This is a genomic window from Aliivibrio wodanis (assembly GCF_052920805.1).
Genome location: NZ_JBREXA010000002.1, coordinates 89,088 through 105,195, shown reverse-complemented (window position 1 = coordinate 105,195; position 16,108 = coordinate 89,088). Strand labels below are relative to the sequence as shown.

The window sequence follows — 16,108 nt, the reverse complement described above, 5'->3', positions numbered from 1 at the left end:
CGCGGTTAATTACCAACGGCTTGAACAATTCTTATTTGTTTTTCATCAGGGATCTCTTGGTAAGAAAGCACGCGTAAATTAGGAATTGTATTTTTAACAAACTTCGCTAATGTTGAACGTAGTACCCCTGAGGTCAATAGAACCGCTGCCTCTCCTTTTAACTCCTGTTCTTGTGTTGCTAGAGTTAAAGAAGTCTGTAAACGCTCAGCTAATCCTGGTTCAATACCTGTAGTTTCGCCACCTGATGCTTGCATAGTTTGATGCAATATTTGTTCCAATTCAGGAATTAAGGTAATCACCGGCATTTCAGCCTCTATCCCATTGATTTCCTGTACAATTAAACGTTTTAAAGATATTCGAACCGCAGCCGTCAAAATGTCAGGTTCTTGACTCTTCGGAGCATATTCAGACAAGGTTTGTACAATTGTTCTTATATCGCGAATTGGAATGGCTTCGTTCAATAAATTCTGAAGTACTTTTACTACCGCACCTAACGGTAATTGATCCGGAACTAGGCCTTCAACTAACTTAGGGGAACTTTGAGATAATAGCTCTAACAAGTTTTGGACTTCTTCATGTCCTAGTAATTGAGCTGCATTATTGGTTAATAATTGACTCAAATGTGTTGCGAGCACTGTAGCTGCATCTACTACTGTATAACCTAATGCTTGAGCGTGTTCTCTTTGTTCTTCGTTAATCCAAACCGCTTCCAAACCAAACGCAGGATCAAATGTTGGCTCACCTTCAATGGCACCATAGACTTGGCCTGGGTTAATCGCTAATTCTTTGTCTGGACGGATCTCTGCTTCACCACCTGCAACTCCCATTAAGGTTATTCGATATACATTTGGTGGTAATTCTAAGTTATCTCGAATATGCACTGCAGGTACTAAAAATCCAAAGTCTTGTGATAATTTTTTACGAACACCTTTCACACGATCAAGTAGCTCACCACCTTGCTCTTTATCAACCATTGGGATTAAACGATAACCTACCTCTAAGCCAATCACATCTACAGGTTGAACATCATCCCAAGACAACTCTTTAGGTTGTGATGATGAGATCTCCATTGGGGGAGCGGCTTTCTTTTCATCACCTTCTTGCTCTTTTTTCTTATTAAGATAATACGCCCAACCACCAGCAAGAAGAGCAAGCAGTATAAATGGAAAGTGAGGCATTCCAGGAACAATACCCATAACAAACATGATCCCAGCGGTTACCATTAAGGCTTTAGGGTTATCAACTAGTTGGAACACTAGCTGCTCTCCCATATCCTCATCAGTATTCTGACGAGTTACCATGATTGCAGCACCAATAGATAATAGTAATGATGGAATTTGAGCAACCAGACCATCACCAATTGTCAACAATGTGTAGATTTGAATCGCTTCACTAAAACCTAAATCAAACTGTGCCATACCAATAGCAAAACCACCGATAATATTGATAAATAGGATAAGAATACCGGCGATAGCATCACCTTTTACGAATTTAGAGGCACCATCCATCGAACCATAGAAGTCCGCTTCTTTAGTAACTTCAAAGCGACGAGTTCTTGCTTGCTCTTGATCAATCAAACCGGCATTCAAATCGGCATCAATCGCCATTTGCTTACCTGGCAATGCATCCAAAGTAAAACGCGCACTTACTTCTGAGATACGACCAGCACCTTTGGTTACAACCATAAAGTTGATGATCATTAAGATTATGAATACAATCAAACCAACCGCATAGTTACCACCAATAACAACATTACCAAATGCATCAATAACGTTACCAGCTGCACCTGGACCTTCATGACCGTGTAGTAATACCACACGAGTTGAAGCAACATTCAATGCTAAACGCAATAATGTTGATACAAGCAAAATAGTAGGGAATGCAGCAAAATCTAATGGACGACGAGTATAAATAGTCACCAATAAAACAACCATCGCTAGAGCTATGTTGAAGGTGAACATTAAATCAAGTAAGAACGCTGGTATTGGTAATATGACCATTGCTAGTGTAGACAGCACCAAGATTGGAGCGCCTATTGCAGGAAATTTTTTACCTTGTAAGGCAGACAGCTTGTTCGGGAGTGGAATTTGAAATTTCATTACTTCTGCTTCTATACTCGTATTTATTGCTAGTAACACTGAATTGCTAATAACAGTAATAAGTGGCTGATAACATGTGTTCATTCTGAACAAGCAAGTTTTAAGCCAGATTAATGTCATTTTTTTGGCTCTTAAAAATCACTTTTCTGACAGAAGTAATAATAATCACAACTTTGAAATTAACATTTTAATTTTAAAGGGAAAATAATAATCTATATTGAAAGTTATTCCTTCCTTTGTATAATCGTGATTATTGCTTTTCTGCTGGTATAACTATGACAACAGTCTCTCTTAGCTCTAATCAAAATATACTAAATAAAATGGATATTGGCGGTAGGGTTATTATTGAAGTAACTTGTCCAAATGGCCACTCTGCCCAAGCTAATTCTACTCTTATTGGTTTCAAAAAGGGTCAGTATGTATTTATTGACTACCCTCAGTCCCCACCTTTAGAATTTAATAAAATCTATTTAGAAGGGGCTAATGTAACATTTCGGTCAATTACGAATACAACTCATCGTGATGTTATTGCTTTTAGAACAGAGATTCACTCTGTAATTTATCGTCCAATGGAGATGATTTGTTTACATGCTCCTAAAAGTATATCGATAAAAAAAATCAGAACACATCAGCGAATTGAAACTGAATTCTCATGTAAGTTATTACTTGGAAGTCATAACTTAGCAGGGCTAATTACCGATATATCACTAGGTGGCTGTGCTATTACTCTTCCAGCAAAACTCACTTCAAGTCATCTACTAAATCAAAAAGTAACGATTTCTATTGATCTTGATGATGCAGAGCCTATTTCTGTAACAGGGGAAATAAAAAATGTAGAGACAAAGGAAGCCCAATCAAAACTTGGGGTAATGTTTAATGAAAACAGCATTAGTGAGACTGATTTACAAAACCTTCATCACCAATGCCTTCTTAAAAGTTGGAGTTTATAACACGAGTTACTTAGCTATTTCTTTAGTTCGTCGGGGATAGTTAATGTATCTTCATCAAGCTCAGGTTTTGTTCCCCCTTTTTTCTTATATTGCTTCATCTGAAATATATACGCTAAGATCTGAGCTACCGCAGCAAATAATCCATCAGGGATCTGCTGCTCTAGCTCTGTTGAATGGTATAACGCACGGGCTAATGGAGGTGCTGGTAAAATATCAATGTCATGTTCACGTGCAATTTCTCGAATTTTAATTGCTATGTGGTCAACCCCTTTCGCTACAACAATTGGGGCTGAATCTTTACTTTGATCATAACGTAAGGCTACTGAATAGTGCTCAGGGTTAGTAACTATAACGTCTGCAGAGGGAACGTCTGACATCATTCTTCGTTGCGTCATCTCACGTTGCAACATCCTTATACGCCCTTTTACTTCAGGCTTACCTTCTGTTTCTTTATATTCATCTTTAATTTCTTGTTTTGTCATTTTTAACTGATTTGCATGCTGCCAAATTTGAAAAGGGATATCGATAGCAACCACAATTAGCAAGGTACAGCTAATTAATAAAATAAAATTTAATAAAATATCCAATGAATGAAAAATATTAGCTGGATATGTATCTAAACTCAGCTGAAAGAGATCTGCTTTACTTTTATTAATTAAATAAAAGGCCGTACCTCCAACAAGAGCAACTTTTAAAATAGACTTTAATAACTCAACTAGGCTTTGCATACCAAACATACGTTTAATGCCTGACATGGGGTTCATTTTAGAAGGCTTTGGCATCGCCGCTTCAGCAGAAAAGCTAATTCCACCTAAACCTGCCGCCCCAATTAATGCGGCAACAAATAATGTGATTAGAACTAAAAAGACAGGGAAAATAAGAGCAAGTAATGCTCCTCCTACAATTTCTAATAATTTATTGGTATCAAAGATCTCCTCTCTAGAAATAGAAAAGAAACGTTCCATAATAGAAAACAAGGCTCTTGCAACATCTTCACCAAACCACATTAATGCAACAGAGCCACACACTAAAACAGACACAGATGCCAACTCTTTTGACCTTGCAACCTGCCCTTTATCTTTGGCCTGTTGCAAGCGTTTGGACGTTGCGTCTTCCGTGCGTTCTTGACCGTCACTGTCAGCCATAGCTAACCTCCATAACGTTTATGTAGGCCATTAACAATCTAACCTTATCATGCTACATATCTGTGCTTCTGCACGTCCCCAGTGAAGTTCGTAATGAGTAAATAACCCAAGAATAATATAAGAGGTTAGTAATAAACCCACTAATAAAGCGAATGCAAAACCTAAAGAAAATATATTTAATTGTGGTGCAGCACGCGTCATAACACCAAATGATAAGTTAACCGTTAATAAGGCAATAATACCCGAAAGAGACATACTAAGGCCTGCTTTCATCATGATCCCAAGCCAACCAGCAAGCGATTGAAAATCAACACTCGTTAACTTCCCAACGCCAACAGGGAGCGTAGTAAAACTCATTACTGCAAAGTTAATCATTTTTAAATGCCCATCCGTCCCTAAGAAAAACAAAATAGACAAAAACATAAATAATTGACCTAACAAAGGCGTATTTTGTCCATTCGCAGGATCGACCATCGAAGCAAAACCCAAGCTCGATTGCATACCAAGAATTTGGCCAAGCAATACAAAGGTTTGTGTGACAAATACAGTAACCATTCCCATGGCAACGCCAATAATAATTTGCTCTGCCGTGGTCATAAAACCTTGAAAAGAAAGTAATTGAATTTCTGGAGGCATTGCTGGAATAGCAGGCATAACAGCAAAAGTGATACTTAGCCCTAAATAAAGTCGAATTCTAGGCGACACGAATCGAGCCCCAAATACTGACATCACCATAAGCATAGCGGAGATCCGAGTATAGGGCCAAAAATAGACCGCAATAAAATCTAAAATTATTTGAGTGGGGTATTCCATAACATCAACTCACACACATCAATAGAGTACTGTTGGCATCCGCGCGATAAGTTCATAAAAATATTCCATGAGCATTCGGGTCATCCAGTGGCCAAATAGCATTAGTGCTAAAAGTGTAACAATCAAACGTGGTAAGAAACTTAACGTTTGTTCATTAATTGATGTTGCAGCTTGAAAAACAGCAACCACTAAACCAATTAATAAGCTTGGAATAATGATAGCGCAAACCATTACGAGCACCATGTAAAGAGCGCTACGGAATAATTCAATCGCCATTTCAGGGGTCATATTAGCTCCTTTATGTACTAAAACTGCCAGCGAGAGTTGAGAGTATTAAGTTCCAACCATCTACCAGTACAAACAACATAAGCTTAAATGGTAATGATACAATCATCGGTGACAACATCATCATACCCATGGCCATCAAGACCGATGCCACGACTAAATCAATAATTAAAAATGGTAAAAAGAGCATAAAACCAATTTGGAATGCCGTTTTTAACTCTGACGTAATAAAGGCTGGAATAATAACGGTAATGGGTACATCTTCTGGATTGTTCGCTTCTACACCTGAGATATTAACAAACGTTTCTAAATCCTTAACTCGTGTCTGAGCCAGCATAAACTCTTTCATTGGCACTTGTGCAACATTGAATGCTTCTTTTGCCGTTATTTCTTCGTTTATATAAGGTTGAATTGCAGTGTTATTTACTTTATCAAACACTGGCGCCATGATGAAAAAAGTCAAAAACATCGCAATACCAATAATCACTTGATTTGACGGTGTTTGTTGTAGACCCATCGCTTGTCGTAAAATAGACATAACAACAACAATACGAGTAAAAGAGGTCATCAAGATAACCATTGCAGGCAAAAAGCCTAACATGGTCATTAGCGCTAATATTTGAAGGTTTACAGAGTAATCCTCACCACCATCTACATTAGTTGTCATGGTAAATGCTGGAATACCGCTCCCAGCACTACTTCCTTGAGCAATGGTTTTAGCGGCTCCTGAATCTTTTTCCATCGCGGTAACAGTCATGCCTTCGGCACTTGCCGCTGTTTTAGGAATTACTTTCGCTAAATCATCGACCGCCCACGCAGAAGATGCCATAAATAAAAGCGAAAAAACCGCCAGGCAGGCGGCAATTAAATTAGTTTTTAGCATCTTTCTTCATCAGTTGGCTAAGTTGGGATGAAAAAGGTGTAAGTGTTTTTTCACTCACCTCTAAAGGCTTTTCCAATTTACTTAACATATTGATATTTTGAGAAGTGATCCCTATTAAGAATTGCTCCTCTCCAACTTGTACTACTGCTATTCGCTCTTTCGTTCCAACAGGTAACTGCTTCACAATATTCATTGAGCTACCTGCCGATCCTGTAACTCCGGGAAATCTCATTCGTTTTAATAGCCATGCAAAAAAAAGTATTAGAACAATGACAAAAATAAGAGATCCCAAGGTTGCAGCTAAATCGGCATTAATTGGCTCAGCAGCGAACAAAGGAAAAGGCAACATGACCAATAAACTCAGTTGTTTCATTTCTTTTCCTTCTTTCAAGTTGTTCGATTAACGCAATTTCTTAATACGTTCAGTTTGGCTGATAACATCTGTTAAACGAATACCAAATTTATCATTCACTACTACGACTTCTCCATGAGCAATCAAAGTACCATTAACCATTACATCTAATGATTCACCAGCAATTCGGTCAAGCTCAACAACTGAGCCTTGGTTAAGTTGTAGTAAATTACGAATACTGATATGTGATCGTCCAACTTCCATAGAAATTGTTACTGGAATATCTAAGATCGTATCAAGCTTACGACGTTCATCTTCACTAAACGCTGGTTCTTGCTCTTCTAAATCTTCTAATGGTGCGGTTACGGCTTCTGCACTTTCTGTTAATGCTGCAGCCCATTCGTCTGCCATTTGTTGTTCATTTGAATCCATGATCTACTACCTTCTCTATTTCTTATTATTCATCATCTAAATCAAACAATACGTCTTTACCTAAGAAGGCGAGATCCGTTTTTACCATATCTGGTCGTTTAATTTTTTCTGTAATCTGTACTGCTAATTTGTCACTTGATTGACCTACTTTTCCTCGATAGGTCGGCAACTCTTCAACAAATACCGTAGCTGCTTCTGGCATTTCCACAGGAATAATATCGCCTGTTTCTAAATCCATAAGATCTCGTAATGAAATTTCTGTTTCTAATAAATTAACTTTCATTTCAACAGGAACATCCATTATTTCATCACGAAGTGCTTTACTCCAACGTACATCAGTGTCCATTTTGTCACTTTGTACACCAGCATCAAGTAATTCACGGATAGGTTCAACCATTGAATATGGGAATACAACGTGGAAATCACCGCCACCACCATCAACTTCGATGTGGAATGAACTAACAACAATTACTTCTGTTGGACTAACAATATTTGCCATAGTAGGGTTTACTTCTGAATCTAAATATTCAAATTCAACCCCCATAACTGGTGACCAAGCTTCTTTATAGTCTTCAAAAATCACTTTTAAGAGCAACTGGATAATTCGGCGTTCTGTTGGCGTAAATTCACGGCCTTCAATTTTCGCATGAAAACGACCATCCCCACCAAAGAAATTCTCTACCAGTATAAATACAAGGCGCGCTTCCATTGTTACAAGCGCTGTTCCTTTTAATGGACGAAAACGTACCATATTCAAACTAGTTGGCACGTACAGCGTATTTTGGTATTCACCAAATTTCACCATAGAAACGCCATTGATTGAAACTTCTGCCGTTTTTCTTAACATATTAAATAAGCTAATACGCATATGACGAGCAAACCGTTCATTGATCAATTCCAATGTAGGCATTCGACCACGAACTATTCGGTCTTGAGATGAGAAGTCGAAGTTCTTCATTGAACCTACATTTTCATCAGCACCACCGACTACTTCATCTTCTACATCATCTACACCGTGGAGTAGAGCATCAATTTCATCTTGAGATAATAGATCTGTCACATTGAACCTATTGCATTACAAAGTCAGTAAATAATACTTTTTCAATTACAGGTTTAGCTGTAATTTTGGTAAAGGCATCTTGAATATCACGTGTCGCCTGCTCTCTCAGATCAATTCGACCACGAGGCTCTCTTAATTGCTCAACAGTTGCCGCAGCAAACGTTGATAATAACGCACTTTCTATCAATGGGGTATGCTGCTTGGCGACCGATTCATTATCACCGCCTCGCATCATGATTTGTACTTTTAATTGCACTAAACGATCACGCTTATCACCAGTTACATTAAAAATAAATGGTTGTGGCAAGTTAAGGTATAATGCCGGCATTTTTGCTTCTAGTGCGGCAATATCTTGCTCTGTAGGTTCAGATTCTGGCTCACCAGACATAAAGAACCATGCAGCACCGCCACCACCCGCAAGTAATATGATTATTAATGCAACGATGATAATTAGTTTCTTTTTACTTTTAGGTGCGTCACCTTGATCGGCCATTATATTTCCTCTTGAACAAACTGTTAATTATTATTCTTAAATCACTAATCTATATACAAGTTTTTAGGCGTAAAAACTAATGCCATCGGCCGGTTTTGATACCTGAATATTGATTTCATGTTCTTCTGAGATATCTTCACTGAACCCTCCACCCTGTCGGCTATGCTCTTCTTGTTGATAAGCATATTGAGAAGACTCACCTGAATTTTGCTGCTGTACTGAAGTATCGGCCAGTTGGATCCCTTGCTGAGCAAACATTTCACGTAAGCGAGGCAGCGTTTGTTCAATCGCATCACGAGCTTGTTGATTACTTACCGTAAATTGAACACCTGCACTGTCAGTTCCTGAGCCCATATTCAAACGAATATGCATACGACCCATTTCTGGTGGATCTAAACGAATATCAATCTGCTTCAGGTTTTTGGCCATCATCATATTAATTCGTTCGGCTACTTCATCACTAACTTGCTCATGACGAAGGTTTAATGGGACATTTGCTGCTTCTGAACGCTGCACGGCTGCACTCTGCTGTGTAGCTGTTGTTCCTGAAACATTAGCTAATTGCTGAGCGAAGGAATCTGCGGTTTTTGGATCTGTTAAATTAACCGTTTCTCCATTTGCTATTGCATTCATTCCTAATGCTGAAATATCAATTTTTGCTTTTTTCGCATCTATAAGCTTACCAGATTCTGCTTCTGCTTTTCCGATCAGTGCTGTTGATGTTAATAATTCTTTTGTTGACTCTTTATTGCCTAAAGCATCACCTTTCGCTTGAGTTTCGCTTCCATCAGTCTTGGTTGTTGGTTGTCCCCAGTTAATCTCTTTGACTGGGTCTGTTATTTCACCAACGGATTTACTACTTTCTTTTCCAGTAATGCTAGCGACACTGGCTTGAGTAATTAATGCTTCTGTATTAACTTCACTCTCAGACGCTTCTTTTATCTCTTTAGCTTCTGCAGCAGTAAGCTCTGTTTCTGCATTTTTAGATAAATCTACTAATACAGTAGAACTTTCTTCACTAATCTTTTGCCCAGAAACACTTTTTATTTTAGATAAATCAATATCATCATTTTTGATATCTTTTTCAGATTTACCCTGACTGACCAAGACTCCATTAGCTTGCTCTAATCGAGATAGCAGCTCTGAACCTTCGCTTATTTTCTCTTCCGCAATCATTACCTTTTGGTCTTCAGAAGGCATAGAATCATTAATCTGGACTGTTTTTTCTGATGTTTCATCTTCTTTTTCTATAGCTTCTACTGACTGAAGCTCACTTGCATCTTCTGTTCTTGTTGCAGTCGATTTAGAAAGCTTTTCATCTTCAAGTTTTAATTCTTCATTTTCAGAAAACTCAGTGTTATCAACATCTTCTAGCTTTACTTCTTGTTGTTTTTGCGTCTCTACATCTTCAGAATTTATCTCTACTTTTTTTACTTCATCAGACGAATCATTTAACCCAATGAGGCCTTTTAATTCTTTAAGAAAGCCATCAGATTCAGAGCTTTCAGCAGACATTACTTTAGTATCAGGTTTAACTGAAATTGATGTATTGATACTATTTAAGGATATGTTATGGCTGCTCATTGCATTTCTCTACGTTGAGTGTGAATTTTTTGACGAGGACGATAAAGGCCCAGTTATTGATATAACTAAGCAATTATTAAGCCAGCTTTAACTAAAAAATAAATCATAGTGGAGTCCAATCGTCTAATTATGATTGGGCTCGACGAGCAAATTGTAATGTAGAAAACTCATCCAACATTTTCTGCTCTTGTTTATCGAGCATTTTTTGACGCTCCACTGCTTTTTTATTAATCATCCACTCATAAGAACGACGCTGCTTTCGAGTTTCCTGCCAGTAAGTTTGGCAATTATCAACTTGTGATGTGAAATGAGATTCTGCACTTTTTTGTTTTGTGAGCGTTTCATCTAACTGCACTAAAAACTTATTCAAATGGCTATATTGGCTTGCTGTTAGCCCCTCTAACCCACGTTGTTGAAGTTGATTACAGTAATCTAAGCGATACTTCTCAATTTGTTTCACTTGCTCATAAAAATCGTCTAATTCTGCCTTGGCTTTAGTTAAAGCCATTACAGCCTGATTCTCTCTCTCTTGAGATTGTTCTAATAAAAAATTAAAAGTTTTACTCATGAGCTTTCCTTAATTATTTATCTTAGCCACTTAATAACATTTTCAACATATTTTTACACATATCATACGGCACACTTTCTTTCATTGTCTGCTGTAAGTATTCATCTAATCTTGGCTTTAGGGTAAATGCTTGATCAATAGCGGGATCCGTTCCTGGCTTATAAGCCCCTATTGATACCAAATCCTGATTTTTACGACATGTGGAAAGTACTTGCCTTACTACTTTAGACATTAACATATGTTCATCGTCTGTAATTTGCGGCATTACACGACTGACCGACTTTTCAACATCAATAGCAGGGTAGTGCCCGGCATCAGCCATTTCACGTGAAAGTACAATATGACCATCGAGTATTGCACGAGAGGCATCTGCAATAGGATCTTGTAAGTCATCCCCTTCAGTTAATACTGTAAAAAAAGCAGTAATAGAACCTTGATTTTCATTACCATTACCCGCTCGCTCAACCAATGCCGGTAATTTAGCAAAAACAGATGGCGGATAGCCCTTGGTCGCAGGTGGTTCACCAACAGAGAGAGCAATTTCACGTTGCGCTTGAGCAAAACGTGTAAGTGAATCCATTAATAATAGTACATCTAGCCCTTGGTCACGAAAGTATTCAGCAATGGTTAAGGCCGTTTGACACCCTTTTAGTCTCATCAGTGCCGATGAGTCAGCAGGCGCAGCAACTACCACTGAGCGCTGACGTCCTTCTGGGCCAAGGATTTCCTCAATGAACTCTTTAACTTCTCGCCCACGTTCACCAATGAGACCAACGACAACAACTTGTGCAGTTGTTCCTCGAGTCATCATACCCAAGGTCACCGATTTACCAACACCAGAACCGGCAAAAAGACCTAATCGCTGCCCTTTCCCTACAGTGAGTAACCCATTAATCGCTTTCAATCCTACATCTAGTGGCTCGGAAATTGGTTTTCTTGATAAAGGGTTAATCGGTTCAGAAGTAAAATTTGCCGTTTTCTCAGTATAAATTTCACCAAGACCATCAATAGGGTTACCAACACCATCAACAACTCGGCCAAGTAACTCCATACCGACAGGAATGCCACTTCCGTCCGCAATTGGAGTCACTTTTGCACCAGGAAGTACGCCTGACACTTGCTCACTAGGCATTAAGAAGAGGTTATCACCTGAGAAGCCAACCACTTCAGCTTCAATTTCACCACTAATAGTTTCAACTAAACAAGAGCTACCAATAGGAGCTCGACAACCTGTTGCTTCTAAAGTTAACCCAACAACACGAACCAGTTTTCCGGATGCAATTGCCCTGGTTGTTAGTCCTGTTGTTTTGTATTGAGCAAGCCGCTCAGACAATTGCAACATTTACATATTTCCTTGATGACGATTAACACCGCAAAATTTATTAAGCACACTCTTAATTCGTTCTTCTAATAGGTAGCTCACTTTTGAATCTGAAGCTTGGATATTAATATCGCCCAAGTTCATGGATGGTTCTGACATTAAAGTCCATTGTTTTTGTTCTAGGGCTTCTTCTCCATAAGCTTCAACAACACGTTGATGATCTTCTGGGTGCAACAAAATACTAATTTCTCGCTCAGTAACAGGCAATGTCTCAACAGACTCTCGCACAGTATCAAGTAATACTTGTGGATTTGTTTTTACTTCGACATGAATCACTTCTTTAGTAAGAGCAAGTACCATATCAATTAGCTGTTTTTCTACTTGAGAGTCTAATAGCTCTAATGGTGCTGCAAATTTATCGGCCATTTCAATTAATTGCTGAATACGTGTTTGTATTTCTTCCTCACCAGCAGCTAAACCTTCTTGGTAGCCAACACTATAGCCTTCAGGTTTACCGACTTCAAAGCCTTCAGATTGACCTTTTTCTAGCCCATCTTTGTAACCAACTTCCTGGCCTTCAACTAAGCCTTCATTATAAGCACCTTGCTTAATTTGCTCGATAATTTCATCAGTAAAGACGAATTCTTCTTCTTTTTCTTCTTCTGGTAATGCAGGCTTCCAACTTGGATCATAATTTAAGGCAGTTTCACGAGCTGGTTGGTTAGGATCAGAATAGTTGGGAGACTCCCAAATATTAGTTTTTTGCAGCTCACTCTCATCGGTAATGCGAATAAAGCCACGTTTTTTGCTGATACTCATGATAATAGCCTGTAAAAATAAGAAGATTAGAAAGCATAACGGCTATTTCAATATATTAATGAAATAGCCGTTTAATTATAACTCAATGACGTGAAAAAATATTATACGAATTCGTCAGCACCGCCTGAAAGCATCAGATCACCAGAATCAGCCATTCGACGCGCCACTGCAAGAATTTCTTTCTGAGCAGCTTCAACATCAGCTACTCGAACAGGCCCCATAGCTTCAAGATCATCACGCATAAGTTCTGCTGCACGTTTTGACATACACTTAAACATTTTCTCTTTAAGTGCATCGTCTGCGCCTTTAAGTGCTTTTTGTAACACTTCTTGTGGCACATCACGCAGTAATGCTTGAATACCTTGATCTTGTACATCGATAAGATTTTCAAAGACAAACATAAGATCTTGAATTTGAGTTGCTGTTTCTTCATCTTGATCGCGGATTTGATCCATCAACATACCTTCAATACTGTTATCTAGGTAGTTCATGATTTCTGCCGCCGCTTTCAAGCCACCAATTTTGGCAGCTTGAGCACCAGATTGACCAGCAAATTGCTTCTCCATGATCTCGTTAAGCTCTGCAAGTGCAGAGGGCTGAACTTCTTCAAGGTGGGCAATTCTCATCATAAGATCAAGACGTACACGCTCTGGGAACTGGGATAAAATCTCAGCAGACTGATCAGGGTCAAGGTATGATAATACGATAGTTTGAATCTGTGGATGCTCATTCATTATGATGCTTGCCACTTGACGAGGATCCATCCATTTCAATGAATCCAAGCCTTTAGAACCACTACCTAGCAAGATTTGATCTACTAAATTATTCGCTTTATCTTCACCAAGAGCGGCAACTAATGCATTACGCATAAAGTCTTCACTACCCATACCAATGGTTGTGTATTTTTGAATATCTTCTAAAAAGGCACGGTGAATAGCAGAGACTTTAGTCTGATTTAAATCAGAAACTATTGCCATTGCCGCGCCCACTTTTTGAACTTGTTTCGGTTCTAGGTGACGGATAATACTAGCGGCATCATCCTCACTTAAACTTAACAACAAAATGGCTGCACGTTCAGAACCTGATAATGAAGAGAGATCAAACTCTTGATTCTCTTCGCCTTTCTTTTCTGTTTCTACAACTTCATTAGCCATTTTCAGATACCCAATTTTGAACAACTTGCGCTGCTAATTCAGGTTCGTTAGCTACTAGAGCACGAACCGCTTTCAATAAGTCTTCATCTTTATGTAAGTTTGGAAGATCAATACCTGAACCAAATTCAAATCCATCACCATCCAAATCACTGCCAATTAAGCCCATCTCACCATCAGCACCTTCACCATTGGCGATTGCATCATCTCCAGCTTGGTTAGGGAATAACAATTTATTCATTGCTGGACGAACAAGGATAAGAAGCACTGCAATAATAACTAATGCGCCTGCAATCCATTTAATCCAGTCATTAAAGTTTGGATGTTCCCAAATTGGTACGTCAATAATGATTGGTTGTTCTTCAATAGCAAATTTAACACTTAGTACGTTCAGTAAGTCGCCGCGTTGTTCATTCAAACCAACACTACCAATAATGATTTGGCGGATCTTCTCAATCTGCTCTGCAGATACTGGGGTATATGTCACTTCCCCTGTTTCAGCATTCACAGCTTGACGCTCTTTTACTGCAACAGAAACTGTTTGACGAGCAACTGTACCTGTTTGTTTACGCTCATGGCTTATTGTTGTGTCTAATTCAAAATTACGAGTTGCTTCTTTATGTACAGAGCCTTGACCAAGTACCGAGCCATCTTTTAACTCTGCAATATCTTGAGGGATAGCTGAATCAACAGGTGGTTGGTTACTTAATGCACCAGGAACTCCAGCGATAACATTACCGTTATTATAATCTTCTAACGTGTACTCACTTCGTGTTGATGGTGTTTGAGGATCAAACTGCTTACGAGTTTGCTCTATCGCGCTAAAATCCATTGAGACATCTACTTGAGCGGTATAGTTACCTAGTCCTAAGATTGGAATTAAAATAGCGTCAATTTTATCTCGCAATGATTGTTCTTGTTTACGCTCTAATTCTTGCTCTTTACGGTGAGCAGTTGCCATCGGATCTTGAGTGCCTGAACTCAATAAACGACCATGCTGATCTGTTACAGTAACTCGTGTTGGTTTCATCCCAGGAACCGCACTTGCTACCATATCAACAATTGAATCAACTTCTTCTTGCTTAAGATTCGCGCCCATTCTCATTGTTAAGAATACCGTTGCCGATGCTTCTTGATTATGACGAACGAATACACTTTGTTTTGGCATAGCTAAAAGTACTTGAGCTTTGCGGATTGGTCGCATTTGCTCAAATGTACTTGCTAACTGACGTTCACGGCTTAATTTTAGACGTTCTTGTTCTAAACGCTGTGATACCCCAAAGCCCATATCTTGCAATAAGATATCATCACCTTCTCCTACTGCTTTATTTAAGCCAGCACGAGAAAGGTTAAGTTTTAGTTGGCTAAATTCAGAAGCTGGAACCAAAATGGTATTACCATCTAGTTTATATTCTGATTTTTGCGCATCAAGATGATCAAGCACTTGGATTAATTCATCCGTCTCATATATTCCCAGTGGACGCATTTCCGGTTCTTGCACCCAAAAGAAAAGCATAACAATCAATGCCACACAGATAGAAACAGACAGTACTAAAATAACCTGCCGTAATAAATCTAAGTTACCTAGCGCTGAATCTATTTTTGAAGAACTTTGTTCATCTACATCTGGGTTTTGCACATCCATTGAACTATCTAATGCTGCCGAACCACCCGCTGGTATATCATCAGATACCGCTAAATCTGTATTTTTGTTCTCTTCTGACACGCTTTAATTCCTAGAAATTATACAGGCATATTCATTAGTGCTTTATAAGCATCTACAAGTTTATTACGCACCTGAATTGTTGCATCAAACGCAACACTTGATTTATTTCGTGCGATCATAACGTCAGATAATGAGACCCCTTCATCACCTCGGTCAAAACGCACGGCTAAATCACCTGATGTTTTTTGTAAATCATTTACATTATTCACGGCTTTTGCAAATAATGCACTAAAGTCCGCACCGACTTCTTTTCCTGTTGCTGGACGCGTTGTATTTGACGCGTCAAGCATCATGGATTGCATTTCGCTCTGTAAACCATCAATTTTCATGTTATTACCTCCGACCCAGTCAAGTAATTGACTTTATTTTACGACCCGGGATATATAAAGCAATTTACATACCAAAACATAAAACATGATAACCCTTT

The 16,108-nt window shown here is 38.7% G+C and carries 17 protein-coding genes; 1 reads left to right on the top strand and 16 read right to left on the bottom strand.

Translation table 11 applies throughout. The annotated features are described in order from the left end of the window. Positions 1 to 5 precede the first annotated feature (5 nt). Complete coding sequence (gene flhA / locus ACU5DF_RS08415) at positions 6 to 2,099, bottom strand: flagellar biosynthesis protein FlhA (RefSeq protein ID WP_045102616.1); 2,094 nt, start codon at positions 2,097 to 2,099, stop codon at positions 6 to 8. Between the two features lie 275 nt (positions 2,100 to 2,374). Between flhA and ACU5DF_RS08410 the strand changes: the two genes are divergently transcribed. Continuing rightward, positions 2,375 to 3,049: a flagellar brake protein gene (locus ACU5DF_RS08410; protein ID WP_045102617.1), complete on the top strand. Its 675-nt coding sequence runs from the start codon at positions 2,375 to 2,377 to the stop codon at positions 3,047 to 3,049. A gap of 14 nt (positions 3,050 to 3,063) precedes the next feature. Here ACU5DF_RS08410 and flhB read toward each other — a convergent pair whose 3' ends face one another. The 15 genes from flhB to fliE all read right to left on the bottom strand — a co-directional run bounded on the left by flhB (position 3,064) and on the right by fliE (position 16,010). Continuing rightward, entirely contained in the window at positions 3,064 to 4,194 is a 1,131-nt protein-coding gene (gene flhB, locus ACU5DF_RS08405) for a flagellar biosynthesis protein FlhB (RefSeq protein ID WP_045102618.1), read from the bottom strand. A gap of 30 nt (positions 4,195 to 4,224) precedes the next feature. Beyond that, positions 4,225 to 5,007, bottom strand: a complete 783-nt coding sequence (gene fliR / locus ACU5DF_RS08400; protein ID WP_045102619.1) for a flagellar biosynthetic protein FliR — start codon at positions 5,005 to 5,007, stop codon at positions 4,225 to 4,227. 18 nt (positions 5,008 to 5,025) lie between these two features. After that, complete coding sequence (fliQ, locus tag ACU5DF_RS08395; RefSeq protein ID WP_045102620.1) at positions 5,026 to 5,295, bottom strand: flagellar biosynthesis protein FliQ; 270 nt, start codon at positions 5,293 to 5,295, stop codon at positions 5,026 to 5,028. 10 nt (positions 5,296 to 5,305) lie between these two features. Continuing rightward, the gene (fliP, locus tag ACU5DF_RS08390; RefSeq protein ID WP_446712548.1) at positions 5,306 to 6,175 is read right to left on the bottom strand and encodes a flagellar type III secretion system pore protein FliP; all 870 of its coding nucleotides are present in this window, start codon (positions 6,173 to 6,175) and stop codon (positions 5,306 to 5,308) included. Continuing rightward, the gene (gene fliO, locus ACU5DF_RS08385) at positions 6,162 to 6,548 is read right to left on the bottom strand and encodes a flagellar biosynthetic protein FliO (RefSeq protein WP_045102622.1); all 387 of its coding nucleotides are present in this window, start codon (positions 6,546 to 6,548) and stop codon (positions 6,162 to 6,164) included. Before fliO ends, fliP begins: the two co-directional genes overlap by 14 nt. A gap of 27 nt (positions 6,549 to 6,575) precedes the next feature. Continuing rightward, positions 6,576 to 6,959 (bottom strand): flagellar motor switch protein FliN, encoded by a 384-nt coding sequence (gene fliN / locus ACU5DF_RS08380; RefSeq protein ID WP_045102623.1) that lies wholly within the window; start codon positions 6,957 to 6,959, stop codon positions 6,576 to 6,578. Between the two features lie 25 nt (positions 6,960 to 6,984). Further along, a complete protein-coding gene (fliM, locus tag ACU5DF_RS08375) occupies positions 6,985 to 8,019 on the bottom strand; it encodes a flagellar motor switch protein FliM (RefSeq protein WP_446712547.1) in 1,035 nt (344 codons plus the stop codon). 7 nt (positions 8,020 to 8,026) lie between these two features. After that, positions 8,027 to 8,512 (bottom strand): flagellar basal body-associated protein FliL, encoded by a 486-nt coding sequence (gene fliL, locus ACU5DF_RS08370; RefSeq protein WP_045102625.1) that lies wholly within the window; start codon positions 8,510 to 8,512, stop codon positions 8,027 to 8,029. Positions 8,513 to 8,575: 63 nt separating this feature from the next. Then, positions 8,576 to 10,096, bottom strand: a complete 1,521-nt coding sequence (locus ACU5DF_RS08365) for a flagellar hook-length control protein FliK (RefSeq protein WP_446712546.1) — start codon at positions 10,094 to 10,096, stop codon at positions 8,576 to 8,578. 127 nt (positions 10,097 to 10,223) lie between these two features. Then, positions 10,224 to 10,664, bottom strand: coding sequence for a flagellar export protein FliJ (fliJ, locus tag ACU5DF_RS08360; RefSeq protein ID WP_446712545.1), 441 nt, complete (start codon positions 10,662 to 10,664; stop codon positions 10,224 to 10,226). Between the two features lie 22 nt (positions 10,665 to 10,686). Then, entirely contained in the window at positions 10,687 to 12,006 is a 1,320-nt protein-coding gene (gene fliI / locus ACU5DF_RS08355) for a flagellar protein export ATPase FliI (RefSeq protein ID WP_045102628.1), read from the bottom strand. Then, positions 12,007 to 12,804 carry a flagellar assembly protein FliH gene (fliH, locus tag ACU5DF_RS08350; protein WP_045102629.1) on the bottom strand — a complete coding sequence of 266 codons (798 nt, stop codon included), beginning with the start codon at positions 12,802 to 12,804 and terminating at the stop codon, positions 12,007 to 12,009. Positions 12,805 to 12,905: 101 nt separating this feature from the next. Further along, positions 12,906 to 13,958: a flagellar motor switch protein FliG gene (gene fliG, locus ACU5DF_RS08345; RefSeq protein ID WP_045102630.1), complete on the bottom strand. Its 1,053-nt coding sequence runs from the start codon at positions 13,956 to 13,958 to the stop codon at positions 12,906 to 12,908. Next, positions 13,951 to 15,681: a flagellar basal-body MS-ring/collar protein FliF gene (fliF, locus tag ACU5DF_RS08340; RefSeq protein WP_446712544.1), complete on the bottom strand. Its 1,731-nt coding sequence runs from the start codon at positions 15,679 to 15,681 to the stop codon at positions 13,951 to 13,953. Before fliF ends, fliG begins: the two co-directional genes overlap by 8 nt. A gap of 17 nt (positions 15,682 to 15,698) precedes the next feature. Continuing rightward, positions 15,699 to 16,010 (bottom strand): flagellar hook-basal body complex protein FliE, encoded by a 312-nt coding sequence (gene fliE / locus ACU5DF_RS08335; protein WP_045102632.1) that lies wholly within the window; start codon positions 16,008 to 16,010, stop codon positions 15,699 to 15,701. Positions 16,011 to 16,108 lie beyond the last annotated feature (98 nt).

Excerpts from the sequence above, each read along its gene's own strand:
- flhA (WP_045102616.1), bottom strand. The coding sequence starts at position 2,099 with ATGAAATTTCAAATTCCACTCCCGAACAAGCTGTCTGCCTTACAAGGT.
- ACU5DF_RS08410 (WP_045102617.1), top strand. The coding sequence starts at position 2,375 with ATGACAACAGTCTCTCTTAGCTCTAATCAAAATATACTAAATAAAATG.
- flhB (WP_045102618.1), bottom strand. The coding sequence starts at position 4,194 with ATGGCTGACAGTGACGGTCAAGAACGCACGGAAGACGCAACGTCCAAA.
- fliR (WP_045102619.1), bottom strand. The coding sequence starts at position 5,007 with ATGGAATACCCCACTCAAATAATTTTAGATTTTATTGCGGTCTATTTT.
- fliQ (WP_045102620.1), bottom strand. The coding sequence starts at position 5,295 with ATGACCCCTGAAATGGCGATTGAATTATTCCGTAGCGCTCTTTACATG.
- fliP (WP_446712548.1), bottom strand. The coding sequence starts at position 6,175 with ATGCTAAAAACTAATTTAATTGCCGCCTGCCTGGCGGTTTTTTCGCTT.
- fliO (WP_045102622.1), bottom strand. The coding sequence starts at position 6,548 with ATGAAACAACTGAGTTTATTGGTCATGTTGCCTTTTCCTTTGTTCGCT.
- fliN (WP_045102623.1), bottom strand. The coding sequence starts at position 6,959 with ATGGATTCAAATGAACAACAAATGGCAGACGAATGGGCTGCAGCATTA.
- fliL (WP_045102625.1), bottom strand. The coding sequence starts at position 8,512 with ATGGCCGATCAAGGTGACGCACCTAAAAGTAAAAAGAAACTAATTATC.
- ACU5DF_RS08365 (WP_446712546.1), bottom strand. The coding sequence starts at position 10,096 with ATGAGCAGCCATAACATATCCTTAAATAGTATCAATACATCAATTTCA.
- fliJ (WP_446712545.1), bottom strand. The coding sequence starts at position 10,664 with ATGAGTAAAACTTTTAATTTTTTATTAGAACAATCTCAAGAGAGAGAG.
- fliI (WP_045102628.1), bottom strand. The coding sequence starts at position 12,006 with ATGTTGCAATTGTCTGAGCGGCTTGCTCAATACAAAACAACAGGACTA.
- fliH (WP_045102629.1), bottom strand. The coding sequence starts at position 12,804 with ATGAGTATCAGCAAAAAACGTGGCTTTATTCGCATTACCGATGAGAGT.
- fliG (WP_045102630.1), bottom strand. The coding sequence starts at position 13,958 with ATGGCTAATGAAGTTGTAGAAACAGAAAAGAAAGGCGAAGAGAATCAA.
- fliE (WP_045102632.1), bottom strand. The coding sequence starts at position 16,010 with ATGAAAATTGATGGTTTACAGAGCGAAATGCAATCCATGATGCTTGAC.